Here is a 15,494-nt window from a genome sequence, read left to right on the forward strand (position 1 = left end):
CATACCTGCTGCCGTTCATCGAGGCCGAGAAAGAAAGCTTGGGCGACTCTGCATCCAAGGACACCAACGGCACGATCATCATGGCGACCGTGAAGGGAGACGTTCACGACATCGGCAAGAACATCGTCGGGGTCGTGTTGCAGTGCAACAACTTCGAAGTGATCGACCTCGGGGTGATGGTGCCCGCCCAGAAGATCTTGGACGCTGCCAAGGAGCACGACGCCGACATCATCGGGTTGTCGGGACTGATCACCCCATCCCTGGACGAGATGGCCAACTTCGCCGTCGAGATGGAACGCGAGGGGCTTCAGATCCCGCTGCTGATCGGCGGCGCCACCACCTCGCGCGCCCACACGGCCGTGAAGATCTCGCCGCGCCGTAGCGGCCCGGTCGTGTGGGTCAAGGACGCCTCCCGCTCGGTGCCGGTCGCCGCCGCGCTGCTCGACGACAAGCAGCGGGGTCCCCTGCTGGAGGCCACCGAGGCCGACTACGCCTCCCTGCGCGAACGGCACGCCCAGAAGAACGAGCGGCCGATGCTGACGCTGGAGAAGGCCCGCGCGAACCGGACGCCGATCGAGTGGAACGGCTACACGCCGCCGGTGCCGGCCCAGGGCGTTGGTGTTGGGGAAGGCGTGCGGGAGTTCCTGGACTACGACCTCGCCGAGCTGCGCGAGTACATCGACTGGCAGCCGTTCTTCAACGCCTGGGAGATGAAGGGTCGCTTCCCGGACATCCTCAACAACCCGGCGTCGGGCGAGGCCGCGCGCAAGCTGTACGACGACGCGCAGCAGATGCTCGACACCCTGATCAAGGAGAAGTGGCTGACCGCCAACGGGGTGATCGGCTTCTTCCCGGCGAATGCGGTCGGCTCGGGGATTGAAGACATCGAGCTCTACACCGACGACACCCGTACCGAGGTGCTGACCACGTTGCACAACCTGCGCCAGCAGGGCGAGCACCGTGACGGCATCCCGAACCGGTCGTTGGGCGATTACATCGCGCCCAAGGCCACCGGTCTGGCCGACTATGTCGGCGCCTTCGCGGTCACCGCGGGGCTCGGCAGCCAGGAGAAGATCGCGGAGTTCAAGGCGGCCCTGGACGACTACAGCGCGATCCTGCTGGAGTCGATCGCCGACCGGCTGGCAGAAGCCTTCGCCGAACGGATGCACCAACGGGTCCGCAAGGAGTTCTGGGGATTCCAGCCCGACGAGCAGTTGGACAACGAGGCGCTCATCGATGAGAAGTATGTGGGAGTCCGCCCGGCCCCCGGCTACCCCGCCTGCCCGGATCACACCGAGAAGGTGACGCTCTGGAAGTTGATGGACGTCAAGGAGCGGACCGGCATCGAGTTGACCGAGTCGATGGCGATGTGGCCCGGCGCTTCCGTCAGCGGCTGGTATTTTTCGCACCCGCAGTCGCAGTACTTCGTGATCGGCCGGATGGCCCAGGACCAGGTCGCCGACTACGCGAGGCGCAAGGGCTGGACTCTGCAGGAAGCCGAGCGCTGGCTCGCCCCGAACCTCGGCTACAACCCCGAGGATTGATTGCCCACCCAGTGACCGCGAGCGACCGTGTTTGCACGACGACACGCCGTCCCGCGTGGCAGTTTGCGGTCGCTCGCGCGCCTGGTGCGGGGCTAGAGGCTAGATCCGCAGCACGGGCGCCAACGCCGACAGCGGGATGTGCGCCTGCACCGTGCCGCCGTCCATGAACCATTGCATGACACCCGGCGTGAAGTTGAGCGGCTCGTCGTGACCCACCGGGTAGTCGGGCATGTACAGGATCAGCTCGTCGGGCGTCACCGCCCACGCCTTGTACGCCCCGGAGTAGACCTTGTCCGGAGTCCAGCGGTCGACCGTGAAGGGGTAGGTCCCCGGGTCGTGTGGCGGTGGCGCTTGGTTGAGCGCCGTTTCGATGAACGGTTGCGCCAGTGGGGGAATGGCGGTCAGCGGGTTTGACGTCGTCAGGTCCGCCAGCTGCACCCGCCGGCCACTGGCCATGTCGAAGGTGAAGGTCCGGTAGGCGTTGTTGGGCTTCGGTCCGTCGGCGTGGTAGTCCTCGTGGAACACCGCACTGAGCAGGTTGCCGTGGCGGAACACCTCGAAGTTCTCCTCGCCGTAGCTGTCGGCGGCCATGGCGCCGTTGGCCGTTTTCCAATTGTTGACCAGGGTGCGCAGGTAGTCCCGGATCACCGGGCCCGTGGTCGGATTGTCGACCAGGTCGTCGGGCACGGCGACTTTGATGTCCCGGACGGCCTTGCGCTCCGACGTCACGGAGGTGTGGCAGTACTGGCCGTCCCAGTCGCCGCCGAGCTCGCCACAGAAGGACGGCGCGGACGCGTGCGCCGTGCCGGGAAGCGTTGCAGCGGCAATCATTACCGATGCCGCGAGCATTCGTCGCATCACAGCAGCTGGACCTTGCTTGCCCGCCAGCGACCGTCGACCTTCTCCATCGTCATCTTGATCCTGCTGCGGTCGATGCGCGGGTCGGGAGCGGCCGTGTTGGTGACGGTCTGGTCGATGAAGACCAGCACGACGACCTTGTTCGTGGATTCGGACTGGATCGCCGAGTCCACCACCACGCCGTGCGCGGTCGCCTTGTTGTCGATCAGCAGCTGGCGAAGCTTGACGCTGGACTGGGTGTACATGTCCTTGAACTCGCCCGTCGCGCCGTCGAGCACCTGCCTGAAGTTGTCGTCGACCTTGTTGGAGTCGATGCTCGTCAGCACCTGCGCATAGGCGATCGCCGCCTGTTGGGCCTGATCGCCGGCCAGTCTGACCTGATGCTCCTGCCAGAGCCGCCAGCCGAGGAATCCCGAGACGGCAAGTGCTGCAACGAGAAGCGTCGGCAGCACGCTGCGACGCAGATAGTGCTTCCAAGGGTGCCTGCGGCGCTCGGCCACAGGGGGCTTGCGTTTGAGCAACGCACCCTCGTCTTCGTCGGTTGATTCGTCAGCGCGCACCTCGTCCACGTCTTCGATTGCGACGTCTTCCATTGCGACGTCTTCGATTGCGTTGTCCGGTGTTTCGGCGTCCGGCGCGGCTTCGGCATGCGCCTTGGCCTTCGGGTTCTTCTCGGTGGTCACGATCACGGTCATCTCCTAGGGTTCGGGTCGGCTGGTCTACGGCTCAGTGCGGCGGCTCGATCGGCAGTGCCGGGCCGCCGTAGGGGGTGGGAATGGTGTAGCGGCCCCGCGGGGTCGGATCGGTGCGCTGGCCCAGGTCCGCCCCCGGTGGCGGGCCGGCGGTGTCGTCGCCGCCCGGCCGCGGCGCGTTCTTGGCGCCGCGGATCGAGACGGCGGGGTCGTCGTCGCGGCAGTACGTGTACATGAACGGCTCGTAATAGTCGGCGGCGGACGAGGCGTGCGCGGGTGTCCCGTAGTCGCACACGTAGCGGGGATAGAGGTCGGCCGTCGCCCAGACACCGCCGTCGTGAAAGGCGCTCGTCACCGCGTCCAGTACCGACCCGCGGTAGTCGGGGAACAGCGCGTTGAGCGCGGGGACCCGTAGATAGAGCAGCTGCGACATGGTGGCCATGCTGCCCAGCAACTGCACCATCGTGTCCGAATTGTCGGCAAACAGATTGTCGACGGCCGATAGTGTGCGCGGCGTCTGCCCGGTCAGACGGCGATAGCCGGCCTGCATCCTGGCCACACCGGTCAGCGTCTTGTTGAGTTCGGTTGCCGCAGAGCCCAACCCGGCGTTCTTGTCGCTTGCCAAGGTGAGCACCACCCGGCTGGTCTTGATGATGCTGGTGGTCTGCGGCAGCACCGAATCCAGCGTCGAGAGCAGGAACGTGCCGCCGTCGACGATCGCGGTCAGCTTCGCGGGCCCCTCCTTGCTCAGGCTCAATTCCTTCTTGATCAACTCGATCTTGTGGGGATCGACCTGCGCCAGCAGCCCGTCGGCGTCGCCGAGCAACTGCGCCAGGCTGACCGGGACGGTCGTGCGGTCCGAGGTGATGAGGCTGCCGTCGTGCAGGTACGGCCCGGTGTCGGAGGCGGCCTCGAAGTTGATGTACTGCTCACCCGCGGGCGACAGCGCCGACACGTGCACGACGCTGCTCGCCGGGATCCGCACCTTCGACCTGATGCTGGCGACGGCGTTCACCCCGGTGTCGGTGATCTGCAGCGACTCCACCCGGCCTATGCGCACTCCGCGCAGGGCGACATCCTGATTGGGCAGCAGGCCACCGGAATCCGGCAATTGCACGGTGACCCGGTAGGACGAGGCGAACGGCTTCACCCGCAACGCACCGACAAGCAAGTAGGCGGTTGCAACGACCAGGATGAGCGCCAGTCCGGCCACCGACAGCCAGACCTGTTGCCGGTGGCCGGTGCGGACCACGCGGACAACGAAATTCGCGACGTTGTCGATGACGCGGATCACGGTTGTGGCCCCGGTTGTGGTGGCGGTTGCGGTCCCGGTTGCGGTCCCGGCGCGGGCTCCGGCAGCGGGCCGGGGGCCACGTCGATCTGGCCCGGGATAGTCGGGTCCGGGATGACGGGAACCTGCGGTGAGTTCGGGCCCCGCCCGACCACGCGTTCCTGCAGCCGCCACAGCGTGTACTTGAGGGTGCCGACGAGGAGGTTGACGTTGTAGTGGTGGGGTCCGTGCAGCCCGATGTCGCCGGGGAACCCGATGTCGGGCAGCGATCCGAGCATGATCTTGTCCACACCCACGTTCACCGAGATCGAGTTCCCCGCAGTCGATTTGACCAAAGCGGGGATCAGCCGGTTTATCGACAGCCAGCTGGTGTCCGGGCTCATCGCGACGTCGTTGGCGGCCCCGGCGACGGTGTTCAGGTCGCGGATGATGCTGCGGCCGCTGGTGTCGGTCCCGCCGATCGACGGGAACCTGGCCAGCAATCTGGAGGTGTCGCCCACCTGCACCGCCAGGTCGGAGAGCTGGGTGGTGTTGTCGGCCAGGGCCGAGGTGGCGGGGCCGGCCGCGACCATCAGGTCGGTGATGGTCTGGTTCTTGGCGTCGAGTTGGTCGGCCAGCTGCGACAATTGGGTCAGTGCGGCCGAGATCTGATCGGAGCGGGAATCCAGCCTGCCGAGCAGCTCGTTGGACTTGCGGATCATGTCTCCGAACGCCTGGCCCTGGTCACCGGTGGCCTTGCCGAAGCCGTTGATGATGTTGGTGAAATTGCGTACCGCCCCGCCGTTCACCAGAATCGACGCCGAACTCAGCACCGACTCGACGGTTGCGGCGGCCGCCGTCGAATCCAGGCCGATGGTGTCGCCGTCCTTCAACAGGGGGCCGTCCGCTTCGCCTGGGGGTTCGCCTGGGGCCGGCGGCTTCAGCGCGACGAACACGTCGCCCAGCGGTGTCGCGGTGCGCAATTCGGCCGTGCTGCCCCGGGGCAGTTGCACCCCGTCCCGGATACGCAGCCGCGTCACCGCGGTGTAGTTGCGCGCGACCATCGATTCGAGCTGCCCGACGTCGGCGCCGCCGAGCTTCACCTTGGCGTTCATCGGCAGGTTGAGCGCGTTGGAGAAAACCGCGTTCAGCGAATAGCCTCCCGAACCCAGCCCCGGCGCCGGAAGGGGCAGGCTGGCAAGCCCGTTCGTGGCGCATCCCGCGGTCACCATCGCCGCGGCCATGGCCGCCAGCACGCCGCGCGCGCCCGCGCTCCTCATTTCTGCCCCATCGCGGCCATGCCGTCGAGCACATAGGTCAACCCGAAGTCGGGGCCGAAGTCCTGGATGGTCCCCGTGCTGCAGCCCAGCTGACGAAGCCCCATCAGGTTGCAGATCTCCTTGGTGTACTGGCTGTCGAAGAGCAACCGATCGGTGAGGAAGCGGGCCCGCACGCTGCCGTTCGCCCGATCGATCATGTTGTAGGCGTTGTCGGCCACCAGCGGCGCCAGGTCCAGGAGCTCGGCGAGGTCGCGCCGCTGGTCGGTCACCATCTTCAGGGTGGTGTTGCCGCTCAGCGCGGCCCGCTTGATGTTGTCGCGGTTGGCGTCGAGCAGGTCACCCGCCTGTTGGATCAGCTGGTCGAGTCTGCGTCCGGTGCTGCCGTTGCCGATGTCCTCGTCGGCCATTATCTGGCTGACCTGGTGGATGGTCGAGGCGAATTCGCGCAACTTGGCGTCATTGGCGGTGACGGCGTCGAACAGGGTGCTGATGTTTCTGACGATCGTGGTGATCTGCTCGCGGGTCGTCGCGCCGCGGTCACTGGACAGGCGCAGCGCCTTGGACAGCTCGCCCAGCGCCGCCTTGATCTTTTCGCCGTTACCGTTGACCACTTCGGCGCCGCCATTCAGCACGTCGGCGATCGGGCCGCCGCCGTGGCCGTCGCCCTCGAGCGACTTGGTCACCTTGTCCAAAACGTTGAGGACACTGCTGAATTCGACGGGCGTCTTGGTCCGTGGCAAGCCGATGGTGTCGTGGTTCTGCAGAGTCGGCCCACCGCGGTAGGGCGGCGTGAGTTCGATCTGCCGGTCGGTGAGGATGGAGGTCGACACCGTGACGGCCTGCACCGTGGCGGGAACCTTGACGTGGCGGTCGACGGTGAACTCGACTTCGACATAGCCGCCCTTGGCGTTGATCTTGGTGACCTTGCCGACCGGCATGCCCAGCACCGCCACCGCGTTGCCCTCGTAAAGGCCGGAGGCACTGTCGAATTGGGCGGTCACGGCGATCGTGTCCTCATCGGAACTCAGGTACCACCAACCGATTCCGACCGCCGCGGCGAGAACCGCGACCGCGGCGACGAGGGCCAGCGCCTTGGCGCCGAGCCCCCTCACTTGCAGTCCTTGAAGTACTGGATCATGCCGAACTGCTTGGCACGGCCACTGATCGCGCACATCCATGAGTCGATCAACGGAACGTTGGGGGCGTTGAAGTTGATCGCGTTGCCGTCGCCCGTGAGGTTGGCGGCCTCGCGGAAGAAGATCGGGCTGGTTTGCAGCATGCTGTGCAGCAGGTCGTCGTGTTGAGCCATCAAATTGGTGAAGTCGCGCATGTCCTTGATCAATGCGTCCAGCCCCGACCTGTCGTTGACCACGACCTGGCTCATCGTGTCGATCAGGCTCGAGAGCGATTGCATCATCGCGTGGAAAACGGCGCGCCGCGCGACGAATTGGCCCAGCAGGTCCTGGCCCTGGTCGACCAGGTTGCCGATGCCGGCCTGCTGGCGCCGCAGCGTGTTGGTCACCTGCTCGGTGCTGCGCAGCAGCTGTCCCAGTTGGTCGCGCCGCACGGCGATGATCGACGAGAGGGTGTTGATATTCGAAATGGCCTGGGGCACAACGGCGGGCAGGCCCTCGAGTTGCTTGCCGAGCACCGCGAGCGACTGGGCGAACCGGTCGGAGTCGACCTGCTCGAACGTGGTGGTGGCGTCCTGCAACGCGGCTTGCAGGTCGTAGGGCACCTCGGTGTGCGCCAGGTCGAAGGTGTTGTCGGGCAGGTGCGCAGGGCCGCCGGGTTCCAGCGCCAGGTAGCGCGAACCCAGGATGGTGGTGACCTTGATCTGGGCCCGGGAATCCTTGCCCAGCGCGATGTTGTCCCGGATCTTCAGGCCCGCCTCGACGTGGTCTCCGACGAGTTTCATGCTGGTGACGTTGCCCACCGGGATGCCCGCGACCACGATGGGGTTGCCCGCCCGCAGCGAGGCCGCCTGCAGGAATTCGGCGGTGTAGTGCCGGTATCCGGCGCCGAGCGCGTGCACGAGCAGCATGACCCCGATGAGTACCGCGACCACCGCGACGGCGATGAACCCGAGCCACGTCTTGTTGTAGCTCTCCAGCGGACGCTTTCTCATCCCCGAAAGTCGAAGCCGGACGGACGTTTCAGCCATCGGCCGTGCTCCTGCACCTCGGGGTGTGCCAGGCCTTGTTGCCCGGTGTGGCGGCGTTGACGATGATCGGTACGACGTCGTTGAGCCCGGGGAAGAACCCCATGAAGTTCACGTCGCACACGTAGGCGTTGCCGTAGGCGCCCTGGTTGCCGACCCGGGTCAGCCCTTTGAGCAGCAGCGGAATGTTGTCGCCGAAGAATGCCACCTGCGGTTCGACGTCCATGATGTGCTTGGTGACACCGGGCTGGCGGTCGATGAATTCGCGCAGTGCCGGGTACACGTCCGCCGCCGACGTCGAGAGCCGGCCGGTCACCCGCGCGAGCGAACCCACCGAGGCGACCAGGTCCGGGCGCCGCGCGTCGAGCTCGCCGACGATGCTGCGGGTCTGGGTGATGACTCCGTCGAGATCGTCGTTCTGCCGGGCCAGGTTGCCCATCACCTTGTCGAGGTTGGTGATCACATTGCCGAGCGCCTGATCCCTGCCCGCGAATGTCTCTGTGAGGGTGGAGGTCTGGCCGACCAGCGTGGCCAGTGACGACGTGTCGCCCTGCAGCGAGGCGATGATGCCCTTGGTGAGGTTGTCCGCGTCGTGGGGGTTCAGCAGGCTGAACAACGGTTCGTAGCCGTTGAGCAGCGTGGTCACGTCGAAGGAGGGTTCGGTGCGTTCCAGTGGGATGGTGCTGCCCGGCGGGAGCAGCTCCCGACCGCCCTCGTTGCCCAGAGACAGTCCGAGGTAACGCTGGCCGACGATGTTCTGGTAGGTGACCGACGCCTCGGTGTTCCCGAACAACCGCTGCTCTTGCTGCACCACGAACGAGACCTTCGCGAGGTTGCGCTCGAGCTCGATCTTTTCGACTCGACCCACGCGCACCCCGGCCATCCGGACGTCGTCGCCTTCGCGAAGCCCGTAGACGTCGCTGAACACGGCCGAATACCTGGCGGTCTTGCCGGCCACGTCGCGGCGCAGGCTCACATACACCAGCCACGTCAGCGTCAAGGAGACGACCATGAACAGCGTCAGGGCAACGAGCGGGCCGCGGAACCTCACTTCGCCTCCCCGGGGGGCTGAGCCGGTGGGTGCGCCAGTGACACTGTCGTGCCGCGGGCGACCGGACCCAGCAGCAGCTCGGTGGCTTCGGTCGCGGGCGCGCCGGTGATCATGCCCAACACGTTTCGTTCGTATTGGCTCCCAACGGGGCCCACGTTCCCCCCGAAAGAGGCCTGGGGGATCCACGGCGCCTTGGGGGCCACCGGCGCGACCCACGGTTCGTGTGGTTGCGGTGTCGCCGGCGCGCCGGGTGAGGGGTTGTCGGGGTTCGCGCTGCCGGGCACGGGCGGTGACGGCGTAATCCCCGGGGCCAGAAGGGGATTCGGGTCTATCAAATTCGGTGGCCCGTTGATCAGCGGTGGGCCCACGGCCACCAGGTTGCCGTCCGGGCCTATCACGGTGCCCGGGGGCGGCGCGAGATCCTTGGGCGGCTGATAGTTCTGCGGCAGCAGCACGTCGGGCAGATCGGGCCGCACCGGAATCAGCGGCGCGGTGAAGCAGCTGGGCCCCTTCAACTCCCCGTAATGAGGACAGTCGGCACGTGTGTAGGTAGAGCTGGGCGTGAAGGTCAGCATCGCGCGCATGTTGCCGAGATTGGTCCGGGGGTTCCAGACCTGCTCCATGAACTGGTTGGCTAGGTTGTCCAATTTGACGACGGCGGGCACGAAGTTGTTCGACTTCTGCGCCAGCACGCCGATGACCGGCGTGAAATCGGTGGTGATCTGGATGAGTTGGTCGATGTGATTGCCGAACGATTGCCGCGTCGTGCCGACCGTGTAGTCGGCGCCCGAGAGCAGCGAGGCCAGCTGGCCACGGGTCTCGGCGAAGGTTTGCATCGGCTCGACGGCATGGTGCAGTGCGTCGAGAAGGTCGGGGGCCGTCTGCGCGAGACCACGCGTCGCATCCAGGAGCGCGGACACCGTCGAGGGGCCGGTGTCGGTGCTGACAATCGAATTGAGCTGGTCGAGAAGGCGATTCAGTTGTGCACCCGCGTTGAGCAGGCTGACGCGGCGGTGGTCGGTGGCGGCACCGAGCGCGGCCAGGATCCCCACGGACCTGTCGTCGCGTCCGCGCCCCGCCGCGGCGAGCACGTCGCGCAACTTGCTGACGGTCGTCTGGAAGAGAACGGTCGGAAGCCGGTTGTCCTCCGGGATGTGCGCGCCGTCGCGGATCTTCTCGCCCGGGCCCTGCTGGTTTGGGGAGCCCACCAACTGCACCGACGACACGGCGAACACGTTGCTGGGCACCACGCGCGCGGTCACGGTGGCCGGAATCGATTCAGCGTAATCATGTTTCAGGTCGATGTGGACGTAGTTGGGTTTGCCGTGCGCCGCGGGGACCACGCCATCGACCATGCCGACGAGGACGCCGTGGTACTTGACGTCGGACTTCTGCGGAAGTCCGTCGCCGACGTTCACCAGATCCGCGACCACCCGCACGTAATCGTTGAGCCGGCCCGTCGATTTGACCAGCATCGCGGTGGTGACCAGGGCGCTGACCACCAGGACCGCGATGCCTATGCCGAACAGCTGCCGGTCGGACGGGCCGCGACCGTCCAGCTCAAAGGAATTGGGCATGTTCCACCGACCTAGCCGCCGAATCTCGCGCCCGAGTCCACGCCCCACAGCGCCATGGTGAGCAGCATGTTCACGATGATCACGACGGTGATGCTGGCCCGCATGCCGTGTCCCGCGGCGACGCCGACGCCCTCGGGGCCGCCGCCCGCGTAGTAGCCGTAGTAGCACTGGATCGTGGACGCGATCCAGACGAAGATGACGGCCTTGATCAACGAGTAGACGATGTCCTGCCCGGCCAGCATCAGCGTGAAGTAGTGCAGGTAGGAACCGGTCGAACCGCCACTGCTGATTCCCACCACCACTTGTGTGCTCAGGTAGCCGATCGCCAGGCAGTCGGCGTACAGCGGGACGATCGCCACTACCGAAGCGATCAACCGGGTGGTCACCAGGTAGGGGATCGGGCGGATCGCAATCGATTCCATGGCATCGATCTCCTCGGCGATGCGCATGGATCCCAGCTGGGCGGTGAAGCGGCAGCCGCCTTGCATGGCGAAGGCCAGCGAGGCCATCAAGGGCGCCAGCTCGCGGGTGTTGACCAACGAGGACACGAATCCGGTCGCGGGCCCGAGGCCGAGCAGATCCAGGAAGTTGTAGCCCTCGATGCCGACCAGCGCACCGACCGTCATGCCGAGCACCACGGCCACACCGGCGGTGCCGCCGCCCACCACGATCGAGCCGTTGCCCCAGGTGATGTTCGACAACAGCCGCAAGAACTCGCCGCGGTACTGGCGCAGCGCGAGCGGGACGGCGACCAGCGCGCGCACGAAGAAGACCAGCAGATGGCCGAGCCGGATGACCGGTACCTTCCCCCGCCGGCAGAGCCGGACGAGCGGGACCGAAATCGGTGCGAACGGCTGATACGCGGAGGCGGTCACGTCACAGCCCCGTCCTGGGCGACAACATGATGTAGAGCTGACTGATCGCGACGTTGACGATCATCAGCAGCAGGATCGCCTCGACCACCGCCGCGTTCACCGAGTTCGCCACGCCCGTCGGTCCGCCCTTGGTGGACAAGCCTTTCTGGCTCGACACGATGGCCACGATGGCGCCGAACACGATCGCCTTCACGAGCGCCAAGATCATGTCGCCGGTCGTCGCGAACGACGCGAACGTCGACACGAAGCTGCCCGGCGCGCCGTTCTGGAAGTACACGTTGAACATGTAGCTCGCGAAGAATCCGGCGAAGCACACGACGCCGGTGAGGGCCACGCCGATCATCACCGCCGCGGCGAGGCGGGGGACGACCAGACGGCGGACCACCGAGACGCCCATCACCTCCATCGCGTCGGTTTCTTCGCGCATCGTTCGCGAACCCAGGTCGGCGGTGATCGCCGAACCGACGGCCGACGCCATGAGCACCGCGGCCACCAGCGACGCGCCCTGTCGAATGACGGCGAGCCCGCTGGCGGCCCCGGCCAGCGACGTGGCCCCGACCTGGCCGGCCAGCAGCGCGAACTGGATGGAGAGGGTGACGCTGATCGGCAGGGACACCAGGATCGTCGGCAGCACGGCGGTGCCCGCCATGAACGCGCCCTGCCGGACGAACTCCTGCCACTGGAAACGCCCGGTCATCAGGTCGAAGAAGAAGTACTGAACGGTGCGCACACCCAAGATGAACTGTTCGCCGACCGTCGTCAGCGAGGCGATCGGGTGACGTCTGACGTACCCGACCGACCAGTCCCGAACGGCGGCGACGCCATCGACTTGTGTCGTCATAGTGGCGTGAGCTGGACGCCAGCCAGCAAACTCATGGCACGGGCCATGGCGTATCGGCTACCGTATTCATCGGCCCTCTTCCCGCCCCTTGAATCCCTGAGTGCCGAGCAGACGACTTCGGGCGCCTTTGACGCGGATTGACGCGCATCCTTATTAAAATAGTGTCAACAGGCCCCAAGAATCCGCAGTTCATCGGTGTGTGCTGCATCACGTTAGCGTACTTGATAGGGACTTTCAATAGTGTAGAGTCACTCATCTGAGTTCGTCGTTGGACGGCACCGTAGGGTTTCAATGTCGGATTGACGAAGGTGATGGCATGCCGTCAGCAAACACTGGCTCGCTGCGGGATCGCCGCCGTGCCGCGTTGCTCTCCCAGATCCAGCAGACCGCGCACCGGCTTTTCGCCGAGCGCGGCTTCGAGGCGGTGACGACGGAGGACATCGCGGCGGCCGCCGGGATTTCCATCAGCACCTATTTCCGGTATGCGCCGACCAAGGAAGGCCTGCTGGTCGATCCGGTCCGGGAGGCGGCCGCCGAGATCGTCGGTTCCTACAGCGCGCGGCCCCCACACGAGTCGCCGGTCGAGGCGCTGATTCAGCTGTTCGTCACGCACGCCAGAGATGTCAGCGAGGTCGACGACCTCGATCCGTGGCGACACGCCGTCGCGACGGCGCCCCACCTGTTGAGCAAGTCCGTGCTAGTCAGCGAGGCCGACCACCGCGGTCTGATCGAGCAGGTCGCACACCGGATGGATGTCGATGCGGCGGTCGACATCCGGCCCGCGCTGTTGGTCCACACGAGTTTGGCCACAGTCAAATTCGTTCTCGATGGGTGGCTGAGCGCGGATATCACCGCGAGCCCACCGTTTCACGTCCAACTGGAAGAGGCGTTGCGGATCACGCTCGCCGGATTCGACTGACCGGACGGCTGAAAACCGCGCTGGAGTGAAACCGCCGTGACTTTGCTCGCCACCGCGTGAAACAATCGCTGGCCGTGAAGACGTTCGAGGATCTGTTCGCCGAACTCGGTGAGCGTGCGCGCACGCGGCCGGCCGGCAGCGCGACGGTCGCGGCGCTGGACGGCGGCATACACGGGCTGGGCAAGAAGATCCTGGAGGAGGCCGGCGAGGTGTGGCTGGCCGCCGAGCACGAGCCCGACGAGGCGCTCGCCGAGGAGATCAGCCAGTTGCTCTACTGGACGCAGGTGCTGATGATTGCGCGTGGCCTGTCCCTCGACGACGTGTACCGGAAGCTGTGACCATGCTGCGCGTTGCGGTTCCCAACAAGGGCACGCTGAGCGAGCCGGCCAGCGAGATTCTCTCGGAGGCGGGCTACCGGCGCCGCACCGATTCCAAGGACCTCACCGTCATCGACCCGGTGAACCAGGTCGAGTTCTTCTTCCTGCGGCCCAAAGACATTGCGATCTATGTGGGTTCGGGGCAGCTGGACTTCGGCATCACCGGGCGGGATCTGGTCCGCGACTCGGACGCGCCCGTGCGCGAACGCCTGGCGTTGGGTTTCGGGTCGTCGAGTTTCCGGTATGCCGGACCGGCCGGGCGTGACTGGAAGACGGCCGATCTGGCCGGCAAGCGGATCGCCACCGCTTACCCGAATCTGGTCCGAAAAGACTTGGCGGAACGGGGCATTGAGGCCACCGTCATCAGGCTCGACGGGGCGGTGGAGATTTCGGTGCAGCTAGGGGTGGCCGACGCCATCGCCGACGTGGTCGGCTCCGGCCGTACCCTGAGCCTGCACGACCTGGTGGCCTTCGGCGACCCGCTGTGCGACTCGGAGGCGGTGCTGATCGAACGCGCCGATCCGGACGGCCAGGACGGGACGCGGGCGGCGCGCGATCAACTGGTGGCGCGGATCCAGGGCGTGGTGTTCGGGCAGCAGTATCTGATGCTCGACTATGACTGCCCGCGGTCCGTGCTCGACAGGGCCACGTCGATCACGCCCGGGCTGGAGTCGCCGACCATCGCGCCGCTGGCCGACCCGGATTGGGTCGCCATCCGCGCGCTGGTGCCGCGTCGGGGTGTCAACGAGATCATGGATGAGCTGGCCGCCATCGGCGCCAAAGCGATTCTGGCGTCCGACATCAGGTTCTGCCGGTTCTGACCGCATGGGTGCGGTGCCCGCGGTTGTGTTAGCGTCCGCCTAGGGCTGCTTGCCCGTGTCACGCCCATGGGCCGTCATCCCTAACGTTGCCGAGTCGTTCCCCAGGAGGGTCTTCGTGACACATGCGCTTATTCTGCTGCTGGCTTTGCTGATCGGTGTCGTCGCCGGGCTGCGCTCGCTGACGGCTCCCGCCGTGGTCGCCTGGGCCGCCTACCTGGGCTGGATCGACCTGCACGGCACGTGGGCCTCCTGGATGGCCAACATCATCACCGTCGTCGTGTTCAGCGTTCTGGCCGTCGGCGAACTGGTCAACGACAAGCTGCCCAAGACCCCGGCCCGCACGGCGCCACCGATCTTCGCCGCCCGGATCGTCATGGGTGGGTTGGCGGGCGCGGCCCTGGGCGCCTGGCCGCACTGGACCTTCTCCGCGCTGGGTGCGGGCGTGATCGGCGCGGTGCTCGGCACCCTCGGCGGCTACCAGGCACGCAAGCGGCTGGCCGCGGTGGCCGGGAAGGACCTGCCCATCGCGCTGCTGGAGGACGCGGTTGCGATCGTCGGCGGACTCGCCATCGCCGCGGTGACGGGGCACGTCCTGACCGAATACCTGCTGTCGGCCGTTAAGTGACGGCCCTTAAGTGACAAAGCATTTCGACGCGATCATCGTCGGCGCCGGTCAGGCCGGCCCACCGCTGGCGGGGCGACTGACCGCTGCCGGGCAGCGGGTCGCGCTGGTGGAGCGCAAACTGATCGGCGGCACCTGCGTCAACACCGGATGCATCCCGACGAAGACGCTGGTGGCCAGCGCGCACGCCGCTCACCTGGCCCGCCGCGGGGCCGATTACGGCGTGGCGACCGGGCCGGTCAGGGTCGACATGGCGAAAGTCAAGGCGCGCAAAGACGAAATCATGCTGGGCGACCGCAAGGGTGTCGAGGACTGGCTGGCGGGCATGGACGGCTGCACCGTCTTTCGCGGGCACGCCCGGTTCGAGGATCCGCACACCCTCAGCGTGGACGGCGACCTGCTGCGCGCCGACCGCATCTTCCTCAACGTCGGTGGCCGCGCCGTGGTCCCCGACATTCCGGGGCTGTCCGACGTGGAGTTCCTCACCAACGTCTCGATTCTCGAATTGGACGCGCTGCCGGCCCATCTGGTCATCCTCGGCGGCAGCTACATCGCGCTGGAGTTCGCGCAGATGTACCGGCGCTTCGGGGCCCGGGTGACGGTGGT

The 15,494-nt window shown here is 66.5% G+C and carries 16 protein-coding genes; 6 read left to right on the forward strand and 10 right to left on the reverse strand.

All coding sequences use genetic code 11. The features are described from left to right. The coding region (locus A9X04_RS05120; RefSeq protein ID WP_197509054.1) for a vitamin B12 dependent-methionine synthase activation domain-containing protein at positions 1-1,544 on the forward strand (1,544 nt) is incomplete at its 5' end. A 99-nt stretch (positions 1,545-1,643) separates the two neighbouring features. Here the strand turns inward: A9X04_RS05120 and A9X04_RS05125 are convergent. The 10 genes from A9X04_RS05125 to A9X04_RS05170 are packed head-to-tail and all read right to left on the reverse strand — an operon-like array spanning position 1,644 to position 12,149. Further along, positions 1,644-2,405, reverse strand: coding sequence for a mannan-binding family protein (locus A9X04_RS05125; RefSeq protein WP_082973152.1), 762 nt, complete (start codon positions 2,403-2,405; stop codon positions 1,644-1,646). Continuing rightward, positions 2,402-3,097 (reverse strand): tetratricopeptide repeat protein, encoded by a 696-nt coding sequence (locus A9X04_RS05130; protein WP_067918358.1) that lies wholly within the window; start codon positions 3,095-3,097, stop codon positions 2,402-2,404. Before A9X04_RS05130 ends, A9X04_RS05125 begins: the two co-directional genes overlap by 4 nt. 31 nt (positions 3,098-3,128) lie before the next feature. Further along, entirely contained in the window at positions 3,129-4,388 is a 1,260-nt protein-coding gene (locus A9X04_RS05135; protein ID WP_067918360.1) for an MlaD family protein, read from the reverse strand. After that, a complete protein-coding gene (locus tag A9X04_RS05140) occupies positions 4,385-5,644 on the reverse strand; it encodes an MlaD family protein (RefSeq protein WP_067918362.1) in 1,260 nt (419 codons plus the stop codon). The genes A9X04_RS05135 and A9X04_RS05140 overlap by 4 nt, the downstream gene beginning before the upstream one ends. Then, positions 5,641-6,756: an MCE family protein gene (locus tag A9X04_RS05145; RefSeq protein ID WP_067918364.1), complete on the reverse strand. Its 1,116-nt coding sequence runs from the start codon at positions 6,754-6,756 to the stop codon at positions 5,641-5,643. Before A9X04_RS05145 ends, A9X04_RS05140 begins: the two co-directional genes overlap by 4 nt. Further along, positions 6,753-7,808: an MlaD family protein gene (locus A9X04_RS05150; protein ID WP_067918366.1), complete on the reverse strand. Its 1,056-nt coding sequence runs from the start codon at positions 7,806-7,808 to the stop codon at positions 6,753-6,755. The genes A9X04_RS05145 and A9X04_RS05150 overlap by 4 nt, the downstream gene beginning before the upstream one ends. Then, complete coding sequence (locus A9X04_RS05155) at positions 7,801-8,856, reverse strand: MlaD family protein (protein WP_067918368.1); 1,056 nt, start codon at positions 8,854-8,856, stop codon at positions 7,801-7,803. Before A9X04_RS05155 ends, A9X04_RS05150 begins: the two co-directional genes overlap by 8 nt. After that, positions 8,853-10,433, reverse strand: a complete 1,581-nt coding sequence (locus A9X04_RS05160) for an MlaD family protein (protein ID WP_067918370.1) — start codon at positions 10,431-10,433, stop codon at positions 8,853-8,855. The genes A9X04_RS05155 and A9X04_RS05160 overlap by 4 nt, the downstream gene beginning before the upstream one ends. A gap of 11 nt (positions 10,434-10,444) precedes the next feature. Further along, the gene (locus tag A9X04_RS05165; protein WP_067918372.1) at positions 10,445-11,308 is read right to left on the reverse strand and encodes an ABC transporter permease; all 864 of its coding nucleotides are present in this window, start codon (positions 11,306-11,308) and stop codon (positions 10,445-10,447) included. A 1-nt stretch (position 11,309) separates the two neighbouring features. Then, entirely contained in the window at positions 11,310-12,149 is an 840-nt protein-coding gene (locus tag A9X04_RS05170; protein WP_067918374.1) for an ABC transporter permease, read from the reverse strand. A 316-nt stretch (positions 12,150-12,465) separates the two neighbouring features. Between A9X04_RS05170 and A9X04_RS05175 the strand changes: the two genes are divergently transcribed. From A9X04_RS05175 to A9X04_RS05195, 5 genes are all read left to right on the forward strand, one after another. Continuing rightward, the gene (locus A9X04_RS05175) at positions 12,466-13,068 is read left to right on the forward strand and encodes a TetR family transcriptional regulator (protein WP_067918376.1); all 603 of its coding nucleotides are present in this window, start codon (positions 12,466-12,468) and stop codon (positions 13,066-13,068) included. Between the two features lie 56 nt (positions 13,069-13,124). Next, complete coding sequence (locus A9X04_RS05180; protein WP_067310353.1) at positions 13,125-13,406, forward strand: phosphoribosyl-ATP diphosphatase; 282 nt, start codon at positions 13,125-13,127, stop codon at positions 13,404-13,406. A gap of 2 nt (positions 13,407-13,408) precedes the next feature. Then, positions 13,409-14,266, forward strand: coding sequence for an ATP phosphoribosyltransferase (gene hisG / locus A9X04_RS05185; protein WP_067918378.1), 858 nt, complete (start codon positions 13,409-13,411; stop codon positions 14,264-14,266). 115 nt (positions 14,267-14,381) lie between these two features. Continuing rightward, positions 14,382-14,891, forward strand: a complete 510-nt coding sequence (locus tag A9X04_RS05190) for a DUF4126 domain-containing protein (protein WP_067918380.1) — start codon at positions 14,382-14,384, stop codon at positions 14,889-14,891. Positions 14,892-14,901: 10 nt separating this feature from the next. Beyond that, the coding region (locus tag A9X04_RS05195; protein ID WP_197509055.1) for an FAD-dependent oxidoreductase at positions 14,902-15,494 on the forward strand (593 nt) is incomplete at its 3' end.

It is taken from the genome of Mycobacterium sp. E3247 (assembly GCF_001667785.1).
Taxonomy (GTDB): domain Bacteria; phylum Actinomycetota; class Actinomycetes; order Mycobacteriales; family Mycobacteriaceae; genus Mycobacterium.